The organism is Thermococcus nautili, from assembly GCF_000585495.1.
GTDB classification, from domain to species: Archaea; Methanobacteriota_B; Thermococci; order Thermococcales; family Thermococcaceae; genus Thermococcus; species Thermococcus nautili.
In genome coordinates, this window is the sequence record NZ_CP007264.1 from 1,212,327 (window position 1) to 1,227,201 (window position 14,875).

Annotated in this window: 16 protein-coding genes; 15 read left to right on the forward strand and 1 reads right to left on the reverse strand. The window is 56.1% G+C overall.

The window, feature by feature from the left end; all coding sequences use genetic code 11:
* The first annotated feature begins 15 nt into the window (after positions 1-15).
* A complete protein-coding gene (locus BD01_RS06665) occupies positions 16-561 on the forward strand; it encodes a hypothetical protein (RefSeq protein WP_042691169.1) in 546 nt (181 codons plus the stop codon).
* Here the strand turns inward: BD01_RS06665 and speD are convergent.
* On the reverse strand, positions 558-977 hold the full coding sequence (speD, locus tag BD01_RS06670; RefSeq protein ID WP_042693233.1) for an adenosylmethionine decarboxylase: 420 nt from the start codon (positions 975-977) through the stop codon (positions 558-560). The genes BD01_RS06665 and speD overlap by 4 nt on opposite strands.
* Before the next feature lie 314 nt (positions 978-1,291).
* Between speD and BD01_RS06675 the strand changes: the two genes are divergently transcribed.
* The 14 genes from BD01_RS06675 to BD01_RS06740 all read left to right on the forward strand — a co-directional run bounded on the left by BD01_RS06675 (position 1,292) and on the right by BD01_RS06740 (position 14,869).
* Positions 1,292-2,200 carry a protein translocase subunit SecF gene (locus BD01_RS06675; RefSeq protein WP_042691171.1) on the forward strand — a complete coding sequence of 303 codons (909 nt, stop codon included), beginning with the start codon at positions 1,292-1,294 and terminating at the stop codon, positions 2,198-2,200.
* Positions 2,197-3,717, forward strand: coding sequence for a preprotein translocase subunit SecD (locus BD01_RS06680; RefSeq protein WP_042691172.1), 1,521 nt, complete (start codon positions 2,197-2,199; stop codon positions 3,715-3,717). The genes BD01_RS06675 and BD01_RS06680 overlap by 4 nt, the downstream gene beginning before the upstream one ends.
* Positions 3,717-4,394, forward strand: a complete 678-nt coding sequence (locus BD01_RS06685) for a potassium channel family protein (RefSeq protein WP_042691173.1) — start codon at positions 3,717-3,719, stop codon at positions 4,392-4,394. Before BD01_RS06680 ends, BD01_RS06685 begins: the two co-directional genes overlap by 1 nt.
* A 144-nt stretch (positions 4,395-4,538) precedes the next feature.
* Entirely contained in the window at positions 4,539-4,850 is a 312-nt protein-coding gene (locus BD01_RS06690) for a V-type ATP synthase subunit H (RefSeq protein WP_042691175.1), read from the forward strand.
* Position 4,851: 1 nt separating this feature from the next.
* The gene (locus BD01_RS06695) at positions 4,852-6,861 is read left to right on the forward strand and encodes a V-type ATP synthase subunit I (RefSeq protein WP_042691177.1); all 2,010 of its coding nucleotides are present in this window, start codon (positions 4,852-4,854) and stop codon (positions 6,859-6,861) included.
* Positions 6,862-6,864: 3 nt separating this feature from the next.
* Entirely contained in the window at positions 6,865-7,350 is a 486-nt protein-coding gene (locus BD01_RS06700; protein ID WP_042691179.1) for an ATP synthase subunit K, read from the forward strand.
* Positions 7,351-7,385: 35 nt separating this feature from the next.
* Entirely contained in the window at positions 7,386-7,997 is a 612-nt protein-coding gene (locus tag BD01_RS06705; protein ID WP_042691181.1) for a V-type ATP synthase subunit E, read from the forward strand.
* Entirely contained in the window at positions 7,997-9,097 is a 1,101-nt protein-coding gene (locus BD01_RS06710) for a V-type ATP synthase subunit C (protein WP_042693234.1), read from the forward strand. The genes BD01_RS06705 and BD01_RS06710 overlap by 1 nt, the downstream gene beginning before the upstream one ends.
* A complete protein-coding gene (locus tag BD01_RS06715) occupies positions 9,094-9,402 on the forward strand; it encodes a V-type ATP synthase subunit F (protein WP_042691183.1) in 309 nt (102 codons plus the stop codon). Before BD01_RS06710 ends, BD01_RS06715 begins: the two co-directional genes overlap by 4 nt.
* Before the next feature lie 6 nt (positions 9,403-9,408).
* Positions 9,409-11,166 (forward strand): ATP synthase subunit A, encoded by a 1,758-nt coding sequence (locus BD01_RS06720; protein ID WP_042691185.1) that lies wholly within the window; start codon positions 9,409-9,411, stop codon positions 11,164-11,166.
* 5 nt (positions 11,167-11,171) lie between these two features.
* Positions 11,172-12,563 (forward strand): ATP synthase subunit B, encoded by a 1,392-nt coding sequence (locus tag BD01_RS06725; RefSeq protein ID WP_042691186.1) that lies wholly within the window; start codon positions 11,172-11,174, stop codon positions 12,561-12,563.
* A gap of 28 nt (positions 12,564-12,591) precedes the next feature.
* Entirely contained in the window at positions 12,592-13,236 is a 645-nt protein-coding gene (locus tag BD01_RS06730) for a V-type ATP synthase subunit D (RefSeq protein ID WP_042691187.1), read from the forward strand.
* A 100-nt stretch (positions 13,237-13,336) separates the two neighbouring features.
* Positions 13,337-14,104 (forward strand): oxygen-binding di-iron domain-containing protein, encoded by a 768-nt coding sequence (locus tag BD01_RS06735; RefSeq protein ID WP_042691188.1) that lies wholly within the window; start codon positions 13,337-13,339, stop codon positions 14,102-14,104.
* A 9-nt stretch (positions 14,105-14,113) separates the two neighbouring features.
* Positions 14,114-14,869: a methyl-accepting chemotaxis protein gene (locus tag BD01_RS06740; RefSeq protein WP_042691190.1), complete on the forward strand. Its 756-nt coding sequence runs from the start codon at positions 14,114-14,116 to the stop codon at positions 14,867-14,869.
* The last annotated feature ends 6 nt before the right edge of the window (positions 14,870-14,875 follow it).

The following is a 14,875-nucleotide window of genomic DNA, read 5'->3' on the forward strand; positions in this document are numbered from 1 at the left end:
AGGGAGGTGAGAGGTATGGAGGTTCCGCTGAACCCGATGGGAAGGGAGGAGATACACAGGCTCGAGAGCATACTGCTCTTCGCGACGCTCTTCAGGCCCGAGGTCATAGAGCTCATCAAGGACCCGGCCGAGAGGCTCACCTGGGTCGACAGCCTCGCGGTAGCAGCCGGAGCGATAGCGAGGGAGAAGGCAGGCATGACAGTCAGGGAAATCGCCGAGGAACTCGGCAGGACGGAGGCGACCATAAGGAAGCACCTCAAGGGAGAAACTAAGGCCGGTCAGCTCGTCAGAGAAACCTACGAGCTCATAAAGCAGGGCAAGCTCGATGAGCTGGTTAAGAACGTTGAGGTTCTAGCTAAAGGCGGTCAGCTCGTTGCCATGGAGGAGTACGAGAAGCTCAAGAAGGAGAAGGAGGAGCTTGAGGCGAAGCTCAACGAACTCAGGGAGCAGGTCAAGAAGCTTGAGGAGCAGAACCGCGAGCTCCAGGCGAAGCTTGAGAACGTCAGAAAGGTACTCAGCGATGCCCTAGAAAGGATAAGGGAAATAGAGAAGCTCCTTTAACTTCCGTTTCCGTTTTTCCTGAGGCTCTCTTCCCAGGTCATTATCATGTGGGTGAAGGTGTCGTCGTCTTCCTCGATTCCGCGCTTTATCTCGGAGACGTGGGCGTACTTGGCCTTCAGTTTGTCGAGGATGTAGTCAACGGCCTTCTCGGGCTCGGCCTTGGTTCCGCAGGTGTAAACGTCCAGAGCCGCGTAACCCTTCTCCGGCCAGGTGTGGATTGAGATGTGGCTCTCCGCGACGATGACGACGCCACTGACGCCGGTCGGTGAGAACTTGAAGAAGTAGCTCGACTTGACCTCCATGTTGCCTACCTTTGCCGCCTCAAGGAATATCTGTCTTATCTTGTCAGCGTCACCGAGTATCTCTGGGTCACAGCCAGCGGCTTCAACAACGTAGTGAAAGCCAATGGTCTCTATCTCGCTCATGGCCTCTCACCTGAGGGGTGGGTAGTGCGCTCCCTTTTTAAAGTTAATCCCCGAAGTGAACGGGAATGGCCGGGCCGTTTCGGTTCTGAACTAACCGGAGCGGAGCTTTATTGATTTAAACTGAAAGTTTCTGGCAGTTTTCGGAGAATTCTGTTACTCTCTGCCAAAACGGACTTTAAGGCTTGTGAAGCCGTTTAAACCTTTCTGGTGAGCGGTGCTCAACTTAAACCAGCGAACCACTAATTTTAAAACTCGCCCTTCAAATTAACCACAAGTTGGGATTAAAAACTCTCAGGGGTGAACGTATGGCCAGGAAGAAGGCTAAAAAGCCCGGGGAGGCCAACGAGTTCCGGGCAAAAAAGCGCGAAAAGCTCAGGTTTTTGGCCGAGATGGAACCAAGGAAGATGATAATCTACCCGCTCGCGGTTTTCATAGTCGCACTGCTCCTGCTGGCGGTGCACTTCCCTCCACTCGGCATTGACCTCAAGGGCGGTGTCGTGGTTACTGGTTACGGGATAAACGCAAACCCCGACCAGGTGGAGAAGTGGCTCAGCAGTGAGCTCGGCGTCAACGTCAACGTTGAAAGCTTCACAAGCGTTGAGGGAACGAAGGGAATCCGCGTTTACGCTCCCGCCGGAGTTGACCCGGTTAAGATTATTAACCTCCTCAAGCAGAAGTACCCCAACGCCGAGTACACCCACAGCGAGGTTCTTCCGACGTTTGGAGAGCTCGCCAAGAAACAGGGAATCAAGGCAATAGCCTTCGCCTTCCTTGCGATGGCGGTGGTGGTTTTCCTGTTCTTCAGGAACCCCGTTTCATCGCTGGCAATAATATTCTCGGCCCTCTCAGACATGACGATAGCGGTTGCCATGATGGGCGTCTTCGGAATCCAGCTGACGACCGCGACTATAGCCGCGTTGCTGATGCTCATAGGTTACACCGTCGACAGTAACATCCTCCTGACCACCAAGCTCACGCGCAGGAAGGAGGACACAATAGAGGAGGCCTATCTAAGCGCGGTATCGACGGGCTTTACCATGAGCACCACAACGCTTGGAGCCCTCTTCATGCTCTGGCTCATCTCAACGTCGCCGACGATAGACAACATAGCCATAGTCCTCATCTTCGGTCTCCTCGCGGACTTCATGAACACCTGGATTTTCAACGCCGGCGTTCTCAGGTGGTATCTCTCCACAAGGGGGGTTAAGGCATGAACAGGAAGCTTAAGAAGTTGCTCTTCAACTGGAGGATAATCCTTCTCATAATATTCCTCTCGGGCTCCATAGCAACCCTCGCCACCCGGCCCCTGACCTTTGGAATAGACATCTCGGGTGGAGTTGCCCTCATAGCGCAGACCGAGCACCCCGTTGACTCCAAGACGATGGAACTCGTCGTGGATTCCCTCCAGAAGCGTTTGAACACCTACGGCCTCCGCGACGTCCAGGTTCAGGGACAGGGTAACGACATAGTCGTAGTCAAGGTTGCGAACGTGACGAGCGCTGAGGAAGCAAACGCCCTCAAGAAGGTCATTGAGAGCCAGGGTGTCTTCTACATGGAGTTCGACGGCGTAATCTTTGGAACGGGTAAGGACATAACCTACGTTGGCGTCTATAAAATTAACCCCGACAACAGCTGGGAAGTGCCGTTCCGTATCTCCAAGACTGCCGCCGAGAAGTTCGCCACGCTTGCAAAGGGCAAGGCCGGCTGGCCCGTTGACATGTTCCTCGACCCGCCTATCAACTCGCTCCTCGTTGTTCCCAAGAGCATGTACGACCTCATGAACAGCACCGCCTTCAACGCGAACGCCCCGCAGGCGCCTTATCTTGTGGAGAGAATCCACGATGCTTTCAACATAACCACGATAGCCTACGCCAACCAGAGCGCCGAGGAGCTCAAGAAGCTCGCCGACGGTAAGCCGATAGTTCTCGTTGACGTTGGAGCGAGCCTCGTTGACAAGCTCAGGGCAATGAACGTGAGCGTCCGCTACGTACCGAGACAGAGCGGTGTTAGTGATGCGGAGCTCGTTCGCAGCGTTCTCGGTCTCTACGGCCCGTATTCACTTGGCGAGGGCCTTGCCAACGGGGTTCCTCAGACCGACGTTCAGATAACCGGCCACGCGGCAAACAGGCTCCAGGCTGAGCAGGAGGCCAAGACCGTCTACACCGTCCTCAAGAGCGGTTCGCTCCCGGTCAAGCTCAAGGTCATCGGAATGCAGTTTATCTCGCCCAAGCTTGGTGAGAGCTTCAAGACCCAGGCCCTCTACGCTGGAATAGCGGCTTTGATAGCCGTCCTGCTGATAGTTTACTTCCACTACCGGAACTGGAAGATAGCCATACCCGTCGCCAGCACGAGCCTCTTCGAGGTCACGATAATCCTCGGAATCGCCGCCTTAATCAAGTGGAACCTCGACCTCCCGAGTATAGCCGGTATCATAGCGGCCATCGGTACGGGAGTAGACCAGCAGATAGTCATAACCGACGAGCTTCTCGGAGGCGAAAAGCTCACGAAGATAACGAGGCGTTCAAGCACGCTCAAGAGGATTGGAAGGGCGTTCTTCATCATATTCGCCTCGGCAGCAACCACGATAGCGGCCATGAGCTTCCTCCTGGTTTACTTCGTCGGAACCCTCAAGGGCTTCGCGGTGACGACCATTATCGGCGTCCTCATCGGAATCTTCGTCACGAGGCCTGCCTACGCCGAGATAGCCAAGTACCTCGTCGGTGAGGACTGATGTACGTCATAATAATGGGTGCCGGAAGGGTTGGCTACCTCGTCGCCAAAATGCTCGAGGAGGACGGCCACGACGTCACGATAATCGAGATGGACAGGGACAGAGCGAAGGAGCTCTCGATGCAGATAAACGGCCTCGTCATAGAGGGCGACGCAACGGACCCGAAGACACTGGAAGAAGCAAACATAAAGCAGGCCGACGCCTTCGCGGCTTTAACGGGCAAGGACGACGCCAACCTGCTCGCCTGCATCTTGGCTAAGAACCTCAACCCGAACGTCAAGACCTCGCTGAGGATAAGCAACCCCAAGAACAGGAGAATCTTTGAGGAAGTCGGCGACCTGAAGAAGTACTTCGACTTCGTGATTTCGCCGGAGGAGATAGCTGCCGAGTACATCAGCAGGAACATAGTCACACCGGGCTTTGACCGCGTTCTCTTCCCCAAGGAGGGGGCCGAGATAGTGAGGTTCACGATAGACGAGAACAGCAGGATTGCTGGAAAGCTCGTTAAAGAGCTCAACCTCCCCAAGGACGCGCTGATTATAGCGGTTTACGACGAAAAAGGCAACCTAATCATTCCCTCCGGAGATACGAAGTTGCCCGAGAAAGGTCAGGTCATCGTCTTTGCCAAGAACTCCGTCCTCAAGGAAGTGAAGGAACTTTTGGAGGGCGGGGAGTAGACCTAAAATCCGACGAAAATGCGTGCACCCCTCTAATCATTTTTCCATGTTCCTTATCCCAAACCATAAACTATTTAAACCAGTTAGGGAAGCCAAAGGTGGCGAAAAGCTCAACTGTTTTCAGGGTCATCGGAGGGACGGCTCATGGAGGACGTCATCAAGCGGATTGTTGATGCAGAAAAGGAAGCAGAGGAGCGTATTGAGCGCGCCAAAGAGGAAGCAAAGGCCATCGTCCTCAGGGCCAAGGAAGAAGCAAAGGCCGTTGAGGAGGAAATACTTGCCAAGGCCCAGGTCGAGGCCGATTCCCTCGTTCAGAAGGCGAGGGAAGAGGGGGAGGCCGAGGCTAAGAAGATTCTTGAGGAGGGCGAGAGGGAAATTGAGTCCCTCCGTTCGAAGGCCGAGGCCAACTTCGAGAGCGCAATAACCCAGGCAATAGAGCTTGTGAGAGGGGGCTGAGATGTTCAGGCCCGAGGAGATGGTCAAGCTCGACGTCATAACGCTCAACCGTTACAAGGACGAGCTGCTGACCTACCTTCACGAGGCCGGGCTCGTGGAGATTCGCGAGCTCGACGTTAAAATCGCCCAGAAAGATACTCCAAACGAGTACCATCGAAAGGCCGCTTCCTACAGCATAACAATCTCAAGGCTCGTTGATTTCCTGAAGGCCCACAAGAAGGCTCAGGGAGGGGGAATAAAGGAGTTCTTCTTCCCCAAGGAGAAGGCTAAGAGAACCTACCGCTACGAGGGCATTGAGAAGCTCATCAAGGACGTTGAGGAGTTCCTCGCAAAGGCTGAGCCCGAGATAAAGGCCGTCGAAGGGAAGCTCAGCTCTCTCCAGTCGGAGATAGAGAGGATTAAAGAGGCGATATCAACCCTTGAACTGCTCTCCGTCTTCAAGCTCCCCGTTCAGTACCTCAGGCACAGCGGTCTCGTCGAGGTTTCCGTCGGTTCCGTTGAAAGGCTAAAGCTCCCGGCGCTCATCGAGGACCTTAGGAAAATCACAGAGGGTAGGGTCGCCCTTGTGAGCAAAGAGCTCGGAGACAAGGCGCTTCTCGTCGTTGCGAACCTCTCAAAGGACCACGACAAGGTCAACTCCGTCCTGGCCAAGCACTCCTTTGAGAGGATTGAGGTTCCCGAGGGAGAGGGAACGCCCGAGGAACTCGTCAGGGAGTACAGGAAGAAGCTCGATGCCAAGCTCAGGGAGCTCGACGAGGCTAAGAAGGAAGCCGAAAAGCTCGCCGAGAAGTACTACGACGACGTCGTCTTCTACCAGGAGCTGATGGAAAACGAGCGCGACAAGGCCTCAGTGCTCCCGATGCTCGCGAGGACGAACATGACCTTCGCCCTAACCGGCTGGCTCCCGAGGGTTGACGTTCCAAAGGTTCTCGAGGGGATAAAGAAGGTCACCGAAGGGAAGGCCTACATAAACGTACGTGAGCCGAGGAAGGAGGAAATTGAGGAGATTCCGATTAAGCTCAAGAACCCCGGCTGGGCGAGACCCTTCGAGATGCTCACCGAGATGTACGGCGTTCCGAGGTACGACGAGATAGACCCGACGCCGATTATAGCCTTCACGTACTCGTTCTTCTTCGGCTTCATGCTCACCGACTTCATGTACGGTCTCATCGTCGGCATCGTTGCGGCACTCCTCGTCAAGGGCCACAAGAAGTTCAACGACGGAACCTACAAGTTCGCATATACACTGCTCGTCAGCTCGTTCTTCACGATGCTCATGGGAATCCTCTTCGGTAGCTACTTCGGCAACGCCGGAGACATAGTCCTCCAGTACGTCACGGGCAATCCGAACGCCCAGTTCTGGCGCATAGCGGATGCATTGAAGGACCCGATGTTCGTCCTAATGCTCGCACTCGCCATAGGTCTCGCGCACCTCTTCACCGGCTACACCATAGGCTTCATAGTTAAGTGGAAGAACGGCGACGCCAAGGGGGCAGTACTTGAGCAGCTTCCCTGGATGCTCATAATACTCAGCATAGTCTTCTTCGCGACCAAGAACGCCTCGCTGATGCTACCGGCCAAGGCACTCTTCGGAATCGGCATAGTCCTCTTCGCGGTCGGCGAGATAGTTGCCAACGGCGGACTCGCGGCGCTGATGATAATCTCTGACTTCTTTGGCTTCGTCGGAACTTGGCTCAGCTACGCCAGGCTTATGGCCCTCGCACTGGCAACCAGCGGAATAGCGATGGTCATCAACGTCCTTGCCGCGATGGTCTGGGGAATCAAGATAAGCGTCGTTCCGCTCGGAATTATCATAGGTTTGATTATCTTCGTCGGCGGTCAGCTGTTTTCGACCGCCATAAACGCCCTCGGAGCGTTCGTTCACTCGCTCCGTCTCCAGTACGTTGAGTTCTTCGGAACCTTTTACTCGGGCGATGGAAAGCCCTTCACCCCGTTCAAGTCCAAGAGGGAGGTTTCGAAACTCGAGTTGAAAGCTGATGGAGGTGCATGAAGGATGGACCCGATAGTTTACGTTGCCCTCGGTGCGGCGCTCGCGAGCGGAATAGCGGGTGCCGCCTCGGCCTTCGGTGTTGGTATAGCAGGTGCCGCAGCTGCAGGAGTCGTTGCAGAGGACGAGAAGAACTTCAAGAACGCGCTGATACTCGAAGGTCTGCCGATGACCCAGAGTATCTACGGTCTCATTACGCTGTTCCTCATCCTGCTCAGCGCGGGAATCATAGGCGGCGGCTTCAAGTTCGCCCAGGCCACCACAGACAACATAGTTAAGAGCGCCATACTCTTCGGTGCCGGCCTTACCGTCGGCCTCACCGGTCTCTCCGCCATACCGCAGGGTATCATCGCGAGCGCTGGAATCGGTGCCGTTGCCAAGAACCCGAAGACCTTCACCCAGGGCATCATCTTCGCCGCTATGGCCGAGACCATGGCCATCTTCGGTCTCGTCGGTGCGCTCATCATGATTGCCACCGGCGTCGGTCTCTGAACCCTCTCCTTTTTACAGCTTGAGGAGGATTGAAGATGGAAGGGGCTGAACTGATAATTCAGGAGATAAACAGGGAGGCCGAGCAGAAGATACAGTACATACTCAGCGAAGCCAAGGAAGAGGCCGAGAAGCTCAAGGAAGAGGCCAGGAAGAGGGCGGAGGCCAAGGCCGAGTGGATACTCCGAAAGGCCAAGACGCAGGCCGAGATAGAGAAGCAGAGGATAATCGCCAACGCCAAGCTCGAGGTCAGGAAGAAGAAGCTCGCCGTTCAGGAGGAGCTCATAAGGTCCGTCATTGAGTCCCTCAAAGAGAGGCTCTCGAACCTTCCCGAGGACGAGTACTTCCCGATGCTCGTTGAACTCACCGTCAAGGCCGTTGAGGAGCTCGGAACCGATAAGGTCGTCGTCCGCTCCAACGAGAGGACCCTCAAGCTCATCGTTGAGAGGCTTTCCGAGTTCAGGGAGAAGCTCCGCGAGGCCCTTGGAAAGGACGTCGAGGTCACCGTCGGTGAGCCGATTCAGACCATCGGCGGAATCCTCGTGGAGAGCTCCGACGGAACGGTTAGGGTTGACAACACCTTCGAGTCCAGGATAGAGCGCTTTGAAAGTGACCTGAGGGCTACCATCGCCAAGGCCCTCTTCGGGTGATTGAGATGGAGGCAGTAACGGGAATCCTCAACACCACCATTGCAGTCGTCTTCACGTGGGTGGGCTACAAGACCGCCAGGATAATCTGGAAGTACACCCCCTACTCGTATCCGAACGCCAGAATCAAGGCCATGGAAGCGAAGCTCCTCACAGAGCAGAAGTTCAACGAATTGGCCGAAAGCAGAACCCTCCAGAACTTCGTCGTGAACCTGGAGGACACCGACTACAAAGACTACCTCGCCGACGTTTCGAGCTACACCGTTGAGGAGGTTGAGAAGGCCCTTGAGAGGGCCTTAGCCGGAACTTACGAGCTCATGTTCAAGATACTCCCCAAGCGCTCAAAGGGCTTCTTTGAGCTCCTCCTCGAGGGCTGGGACGTCAGGAACATAGCCAACGTCGTCAAGGCCAAGCTCGCCAACGAGCCCGCGAGCGACTACGTCGTCGAGCTCGGAACGATGCTCCCCAAGGTCAAGGCGATGGCCGAGGCGAAGACCCTTGAAGAAATCCTCGTAATCCTCGAGGGAACCCCCTACGAGGAAGTTTACCAGAAGCTCCTGCTCGGCGAGATAGACGTTACCCGCTTCGAGACCGAGCTCTACAGGATGCACTACGGAAAACTGCTGAGCTATGCCCTCTCAAGGAAGGACGACGAGAGGATTATCTTAGAGGAGTTCGTGAGGCTCTCGATAGACAGGGTCAACATCCTTACCGCGCTCAGGGCAAAGAAGGCCGGTCTCTCGGCGGAAGAGATAAAGCCGATGCTGATTCCGGGCGGAACCATCAAGCTTGACCCGCTCCTGCACGTTGACTCCTTCGACATGGCCTTAGCCGAGCTCGACTCGACCAAGTACGGCCAGGTAATCAGGGACGTCAGGGAGGAAATAGAGAAAGACCTGAGCGTCCTCGAGAAGGCACTCAACGACCACATAATCGAGAGGATTTCAGAGCTTGAGCGCTTCTACCCGCTCAGCATAGCCACGCCACTGAGCTACGTCCTCAGGAAGGAGAGGGAAATCAGGAAGCTGAGGGCAATAGCCAAGCTGATAGAGAACGGCGTTGAGCCCGAAAGGATAAAGGAGCTCGCGGGTGAGGTGGCATGAAGATAGCCGTGCTCGGCGACAGGGACACCGCTCTGGGCTTCAAGCTTGCCGGGGCCCACGAGGTTTACGCCTTTGAAGACACCCCCCTTGAGATGGAGAGGCTTAGGAACAAGCTTAAGGAGCTCGTTGAGAGGGGCGACGTGGGAATCATACTCATAACCGAGAGGTTCGCCCAGAGGGTTGAGATTCCGGACGTTACGATTCCAATCATCCTTCAGGTGCCCGATAAGTCGGGCTCTAAGTTCGGTGAAGAGGCCCTCCGCGAGATAGTCAGGAGGGCTATCGGTGTTGAGCTCAAGAGGTGAAGGGAAATGGGAAGGATAATTCGTGTTACGGGACCACTCGTCGTTGCGGACGGCATGAAAGGAAGCAAGATGTACGAGGTCGTTCGCGTCGGTGAGATGGGTCTCATCGGAGAAATCATCCGTCTCGAAGGCGACAAGGCAGTCATCCAGGTCTACGAGGAAACCGCTGGTATAAGGCCCGGTGAGCCGGTCGAGGGAACCGGTTCGTCGCTCAGCGTCGAGCTCGGTCCCGGTCTGCTCACTTCGATGTACGACGGAATTCAGAGACCGCTCGAAAAGCTGAGAGAGCTCAGCGGTGACTTCATAGCGAGGGGTCTTACCGCTCCTGCCCTTCCTAGGGACAAGAAGTGGCACTTCACGCCAACCGTCAAGGTCGGCGACAAGGTCACCGGTGGAGACATCCTCGGTGTCGTTCCGGAAACGAGCATCATCGAGCACAAGATACTCGTTCCGCCCTGGGTCGAGGGTGAGATAGTCGAGATAGCCGAGGAAGGCGACTACACCGTCGAAGAGGTTATCGCCAAGGTCAAAAAGCCCGACGGGAGCATAGAGGAGCTTAAGATGTACCACAAGTGGCCGGTCCGTGTCAAGAGGCCCTACAAGAACAAGCTCCCGCCCGAGGTTCCGCTCATCACCGGACAGAGAACGATAGACACCTTCTTCTCGATAGCCAAGGGTGGAACTGCAGCAATTCCGGGTCCGTTCGGTTCAGGAAAGACCGTCACCCAGCACCAGCTCGCTAAGTGGAGTGACGCGCAGGTCGTCGTCTACATCGGTTGCGGTGAGCGCGGAAACGAGATGACCGACGTCCTTGAGGAGTTCCCCAAGCTCAAGGACCCGAAGACCGGTAAACCGCTCATGGAGAGAACCGTCCTCATAGCCAACACCTCGAACATGCCGGTCGCGGCTCGTGAGGCTTCAATCTACACCGGAATCACCATAGCGGAATACTTCCGCGACCAGGGCTACGACGTCGCTCTGATGGCCGACTCCACCTCAAGATGGGCCGAGGCCCTGCGTGAGATTTCCGGCCGTCTCGAGGAGATGCCCGGTGAGGAAGGCTACCCGGCCTACCTCGCGAGCAAGATAGCGGAGTTCTACGAGCGTGCCGGCCGCGTTGTGACCCTTGGAAGCGAGCCCAGGGTCGGTAGCGTCTCCGTCATCGGTGCCGTTTCACCGCCGGGTGGTGACTTCAGCGAGCCCGTCGTCCAGAACACCCTGCGTGTCGTCAAGGTCTTCTGGGCCCTCGATGCCGACCTCGCTAGGAGGAGGCACTTCCCGGCAATCAACTGGCTGAGGAGCTACTCCCTCTACCTCGACTCGATACAGGACTGGTGGCACAAGAACGTTGACCCCGAGTGGAGGAAGATGCGCGACACCGCTATGGCCCTCCTCCAGAAGGAGGCTGAACTCCAGGAGATTGTCAGAATCGTCGGTCCAGATGCCCTGCCGGACAGGGAGAAGGCCATACTCATCGTCACCAGGATGCTCCGTGAGGACTACCTCCAGCAAGATGCTTTCGACGAGGTCGACACCTACTGCCCGCCGAAGAAGCAGGTCACCATGATGCGCGTTATCCTCAACTTCTACGAGAGGACAATGGAGGCCGTTGACAGGGGCGTTCCAGTTGACGAGATAGCCAAGCTCCCGGTCAGGGAGAAGATAGGTCGTATGAAGTTCGAGCCCGATATCGAGAAGATTAGGGCGCTCATAGATGAGACGAACGAGCAGTTTGAAGAGCTCTTCAAGAAGTACGGGGCGTGATGCTCATGCCGGGAATGGAGTACTCCACCGTTAGCAAGATTTACGGCCCGCTGATGATTGTCGAGGGCGTCAAGGGAGTTGCCTACGGTGAGGTCGTCGAGATAGAGACCGAGAGCGGAGAGAAGAGGAAGGGACAGGTGCTCGAGGCCAGGGAGAACCTTGCGATAGTCCAGGTCTTCGAGGGAACCCGCGATTTGGACGTCAAGACCACCAGCGTCCGCTTCACCGGCGAGACCCTCAAGGTTCCCGTTTCAATGGACATGCTGGGAAGAATCTTCAACGGTATCGGTAAGCCCATCGACGGCGGACCGGAAATCATCCCCGAGGACAGGAGAGACGTTCACGGTGCTCCCCTCAACCCGGTCGCCCGTGCCTATCCGAGGGACTTCATCCAGACGGGTATCTCGGCCATAGACGGTATGAACACCCTCGTTCGCGGTCAGAAGCTTCCGATATTCAGCGGTTCAGGTCTGCCACACAACATGCTCGCGGCACAGATAGCGAGGCAGGCGAAGGTCCTCGGTGAGGAGGAGCAGTTTGCAGTGGTCTTCGCGGCGATGGGTATCACCTACGAGGAGGCCAACTTCTTCAAGAAGAGCTTCGAGGAGACCGGAGCAATAGAGAGGGCCGTCCTGTTCCTCAACCTCGCCGACGACCCGGCAATCGAGCGTATCATCACCCCGCGTATGGCCCTGACCGTTGCAGAGTATCTCGCCTTCGACTACGACATGCAGGTTCTGGTTATCCTCACGGACATGACCAACTACGCCGAGGCCCTGCGTGAGATTTCAGCTGCCAGAGAAGAGGTTCCCGGAAGGCGCGGTTATCCGGGTTACATGTACACTGACTTGGCCACAATCTACGAGCGTGCCGGCCGTGTCAGGGGCAAGAAGGGAAGCATAACCCAGATGCCAATCCTCACGATGCCCGACGACGATATCACCCACCCGATTCCAGACCTTACCGGTTACATTACCGAGGGCCAGATAGTCCTCAGCAGGGAGCTCCACAGGAAGGGTATCTACCCGCCGATAGACGTCCTCCCGAGCCTCAGCCGTCTGATGAAGGACGGTATTGGTAAGGGAAGAACCAGGGAGGACCACCCGCAGCTCAGCCAGCAGCTCTACGCGGCCTACGCCGAGGGACGCTCCCTTAGAGACCTCGTCGCCGTCGTCGGTGAGGAAGCTCTCAGCGAGACCGACAGGAAGTACCTCAAGTTCGCAGACAGGTTCGAGCGCGAGTTCATCGCCCAGCGCTACGACGAGGACAGGAGCATCTTCGAAACCCTCGACCTCGGCTGGGAGCTCCTGGCGGAGCTTCCGGAGAGCGAGCTCAAGCGTGTCAGGAAGGAGTACATCCTCAAGTACCACCCCAAGTACAGGAAGAGGGGCGAGTGAGCCCCTACCAACTTTTTAGGTGGTCGAGATGGCAGAACTGCTCAACGTGAAGCCGACGCGAATGGAGCTCCTCAACCTGAAGAGGCGCATCCAGCTGGCCAAGAAGGGCCACAAGCTCCTCAAGGACAAGCAAGATGCTTTAGTCATGGAGTTCTTCACAATCTACGACGAGGCGCTTCAGCTGAGGCGCGAGCTCAACCTCAAGATGAAGGAGGCCTTTGAGGCCCTTCAGATGGCCGAGATTGACGTCGGAACGCTCCGCCTTAAAGAGATAAGCCTCTCCGTGAAGCCCAACAGGGAGGTTGAGATTAGGAAGAGGAACGTCATGGGCGTTCCGGTTCCCCTCATCGAGGCCGAGAGCTTCAGGAGGAACGCGGGGGAGAGGGGTTACGCCTTCGTTTCGAGCTCCGCCAAGGTTGACCTCGTGGCCGAGAAGTTCGAGGAAGTTCTTGATTTAGCGGTCCGCCTTGCAGAGGTCGAGGAGACCCTCAAGAGGCTCGCGAGGGAAATCGAGGTCACCAAGAGGCGCGTCAACGCGCTCGAGTACATCATAATCCCGCGCATGGAGGCAACGGTTAAGTTCATCAAGCAGCGCCTTGATGAGATGGAGCGCGAGAACTTCTTCAGGCTCAAGAGGGTTAAGGCGTTAATCGAGGCCAGGGGCGGTTCCTGAGCCCTTTGCGCTCTCCTTTTTCTGAGGGACGTTTATGTAGGTGCTTGTGTAGGCAAATCGCTTAAATATACCCTTCTCGTAATTAAGCTGGGGGTGAGCGATGGGAGAGTACTTTATTGAGCCCGGACTCGACCCGAGAAAAGACCACGTTCTCTACCGCGATGACGAGCACCTCGTCGTTTACCTTGGAACACAGGAGGGCGGCGAGGACGTTGACGTCAACAGCTACCTCATAGTCAGCAGGGGGAAGGGAGTTCTCATAGACCCCGGAGGATACAAGATTTTCTCGAAGGTTCTCGCCAACATATCCAAGTACATCGACCCGAGGGACATCGAGTACATCTACATATGCCACCAGGACCCGGACGTTGCCGGTAGCTTGCCCCTGTGGAGGGAGGTGAGCAACGCGAAAATCATAGTCCACTGGCTCTGGACGAGGTTTTTGCCGCACTTCGGCTTTGAGGATGCCAAGGCGGTGACCCACGAGCTGCCGGACGAGGGCGAGACGATGCCCTTCGGCGCGACCACGCTCGAGTTCATACCTGCCCACTTCCTCCACAGCCCGGGACACTTCACGATATACGACCACAGGAGCAAGTTCCTCTTCACCGGTGATATCGGCATAGCGCTCCTGGACGAGCCCTACATAGTCGTTGAGAACATGGAAAGGCACATTCAGGCGATGAGGCCGGTTCACGAGAGGCTTATGGCCAGCAACAGGGCCATAAAGGCCTGGCTCGACAGGGTGAAGTTCCTTGACGTCGAGGCGATACTGCCCCAGCACGGGGCGATAATACCGAAGAGGTTCATACCGCGCTTTTACGACTTCCTCGAGAACCTGAAGTGCGGCGTTGACCTCTACCGCTGAGGTGGTAGCATGAACGTCAGGAGCATCGAGAAGGCATCGAACGCCCTGGCCCAGTCGGTTCGTATAAAAACCTCCAGCAGGGAGTCCAGCAAAATCATAGACGAGCTGGCGGAGCAGATTAGCGGGCAGTTCCTTGAGAACAACATGGTGATTATTGAGAACATTGAGAAACTGTCTCAGGTCATGAAAGAGCTTGAGCGCTTTCAAGAGGAGTTCCTTCCCTTCTTCCAGCGCTTTGAGGTCTTTGCCAAGGAGTTCAACACCCTCGTCGAGAACCTTGAGTACGTGTCGAGGATAAGCGACTCGATAGCGAGCGTGGCGAAGCAGACCAACCTCGTTGCCCTGAACGCCTCGATAGAGGCCGCGAGAGCCGGGGAAGCGGGAAGGGGCTTCGCGGTTGTCGCCGATGAGATTCGAAAGATGGCCGTTCAAACGATGAACCTCGCCAAGGAGATAAAGGACTTCAACACCCGCGTCATGGGCCAGCTCGAGACGCTCCGCGACGCTTTAGCCGTAATGGACAGGATTAAGGAGGGTACCGAGATACTCGGCAGGGACATTGAAGCGATGGTTGAGATTAGCTCCGTCCTCGACGAGATTTCGCGCGAGCAGGAGGAGATAGTGAACGACATCAAGAGGCTCAAGGGAATAGCCTTAGCTTTGAGGAAGTTCGCCGACATGCAGGACAAGTACAACAAGGAGCTGGCTTCACTCCTCAGGATGATGGTCAGCGAGTATGCGAAGGAGCAGAAGGATGAGTTGTGAGGTGTT

Bases quoted from the DNA above. Each gene is read 5' to 3' on its own strand.
- BD01_RS06665 (WP_042691169.1), top strand. From the start codon at position 16: ATGGAGGTTCCGCTGAACCCGATGGGAAGGGAGGAGATACACAGGCTC.
- BD01_RS06675 (WP_042691171.1), top strand. From the start codon at position 1,292: ATGGCCAGGAAGAAGGCTAAAAAGCCCGGGGAGGCCAACGAGTTCCGG.
- BD01_RS06680 (WP_042691172.1), top strand. From the start codon at position 2,197: ATGAACAGGAAGCTTAAGAAGTTGCTCTTCAACTGGAGGATAATCCTT.
- BD01_RS06685 (WP_042691173.1), top strand. From the start codon at position 3,717: ATGTACGTCATAATAATGGGTGCCGGAAGGGTTGGCTACCTCGTCGCC.
- BD01_RS06690 (WP_042691175.1), top strand. From the start codon at position 4,539: ATGGAGGACGTCATCAAGCGGATTGTTGATGCAGAAAAGGAAGCAGAG.
- BD01_RS06695 (WP_042691177.1), top strand. From the start codon at position 4,852: ATGTTCAGGCCCGAGGAGATGGTCAAGCTCGACGTCATAACGCTCAAC.
- BD01_RS06700 (WP_042691179.1), top strand. From the start codon at position 6,865: ATGGACCCGATAGTTTACGTTGCCCTCGGTGCGGCGCTCGCGAGCGGA.
- BD01_RS06705 (WP_042691181.1), top strand. From the start codon at position 7,386: ATGGAAGGGGCTGAACTGATAATTCAGGAGATAAACAGGGAGGCCGAG.
- BD01_RS06715 (WP_042691183.1), top strand. From the start codon at position 9,094: ATGAAGATAGCCGTGCTCGGCGACAGGGACACCGCTCTGGGCTTCAAG.
- BD01_RS06720 (WP_042691185.1), top strand. From the start codon at position 9,409: ATGGGAAGGATAATTCGTGTTACGGGACCACTCGTCGTTGCGGACGGC.
- BD01_RS06725 (WP_042691186.1), top strand. From the start codon at position 11,172: ATGCCGGGAATGGAGTACTCCACCGTTAGCAAGATTTACGGCCCGCTG.
- BD01_RS06730 (WP_042691187.1), top strand. From the start codon at position 12,592: ATGGCAGAACTGCTCAACGTGAAGCCGACGCGAATGGAGCTCCTCAAC.
- BD01_RS06735 (WP_042691188.1), top strand. From the start codon at position 13,337: ATGGGAGAGTACTTTATTGAGCCCGGACTCGACCCGAGAAAAGACCAC.
- BD01_RS06740 (WP_042691190.1), top strand. From the start codon at position 14,114: ATGAACGTCAGGAGCATCGAGAAGGCATCGAACGCCCTGGCCCAGTCG.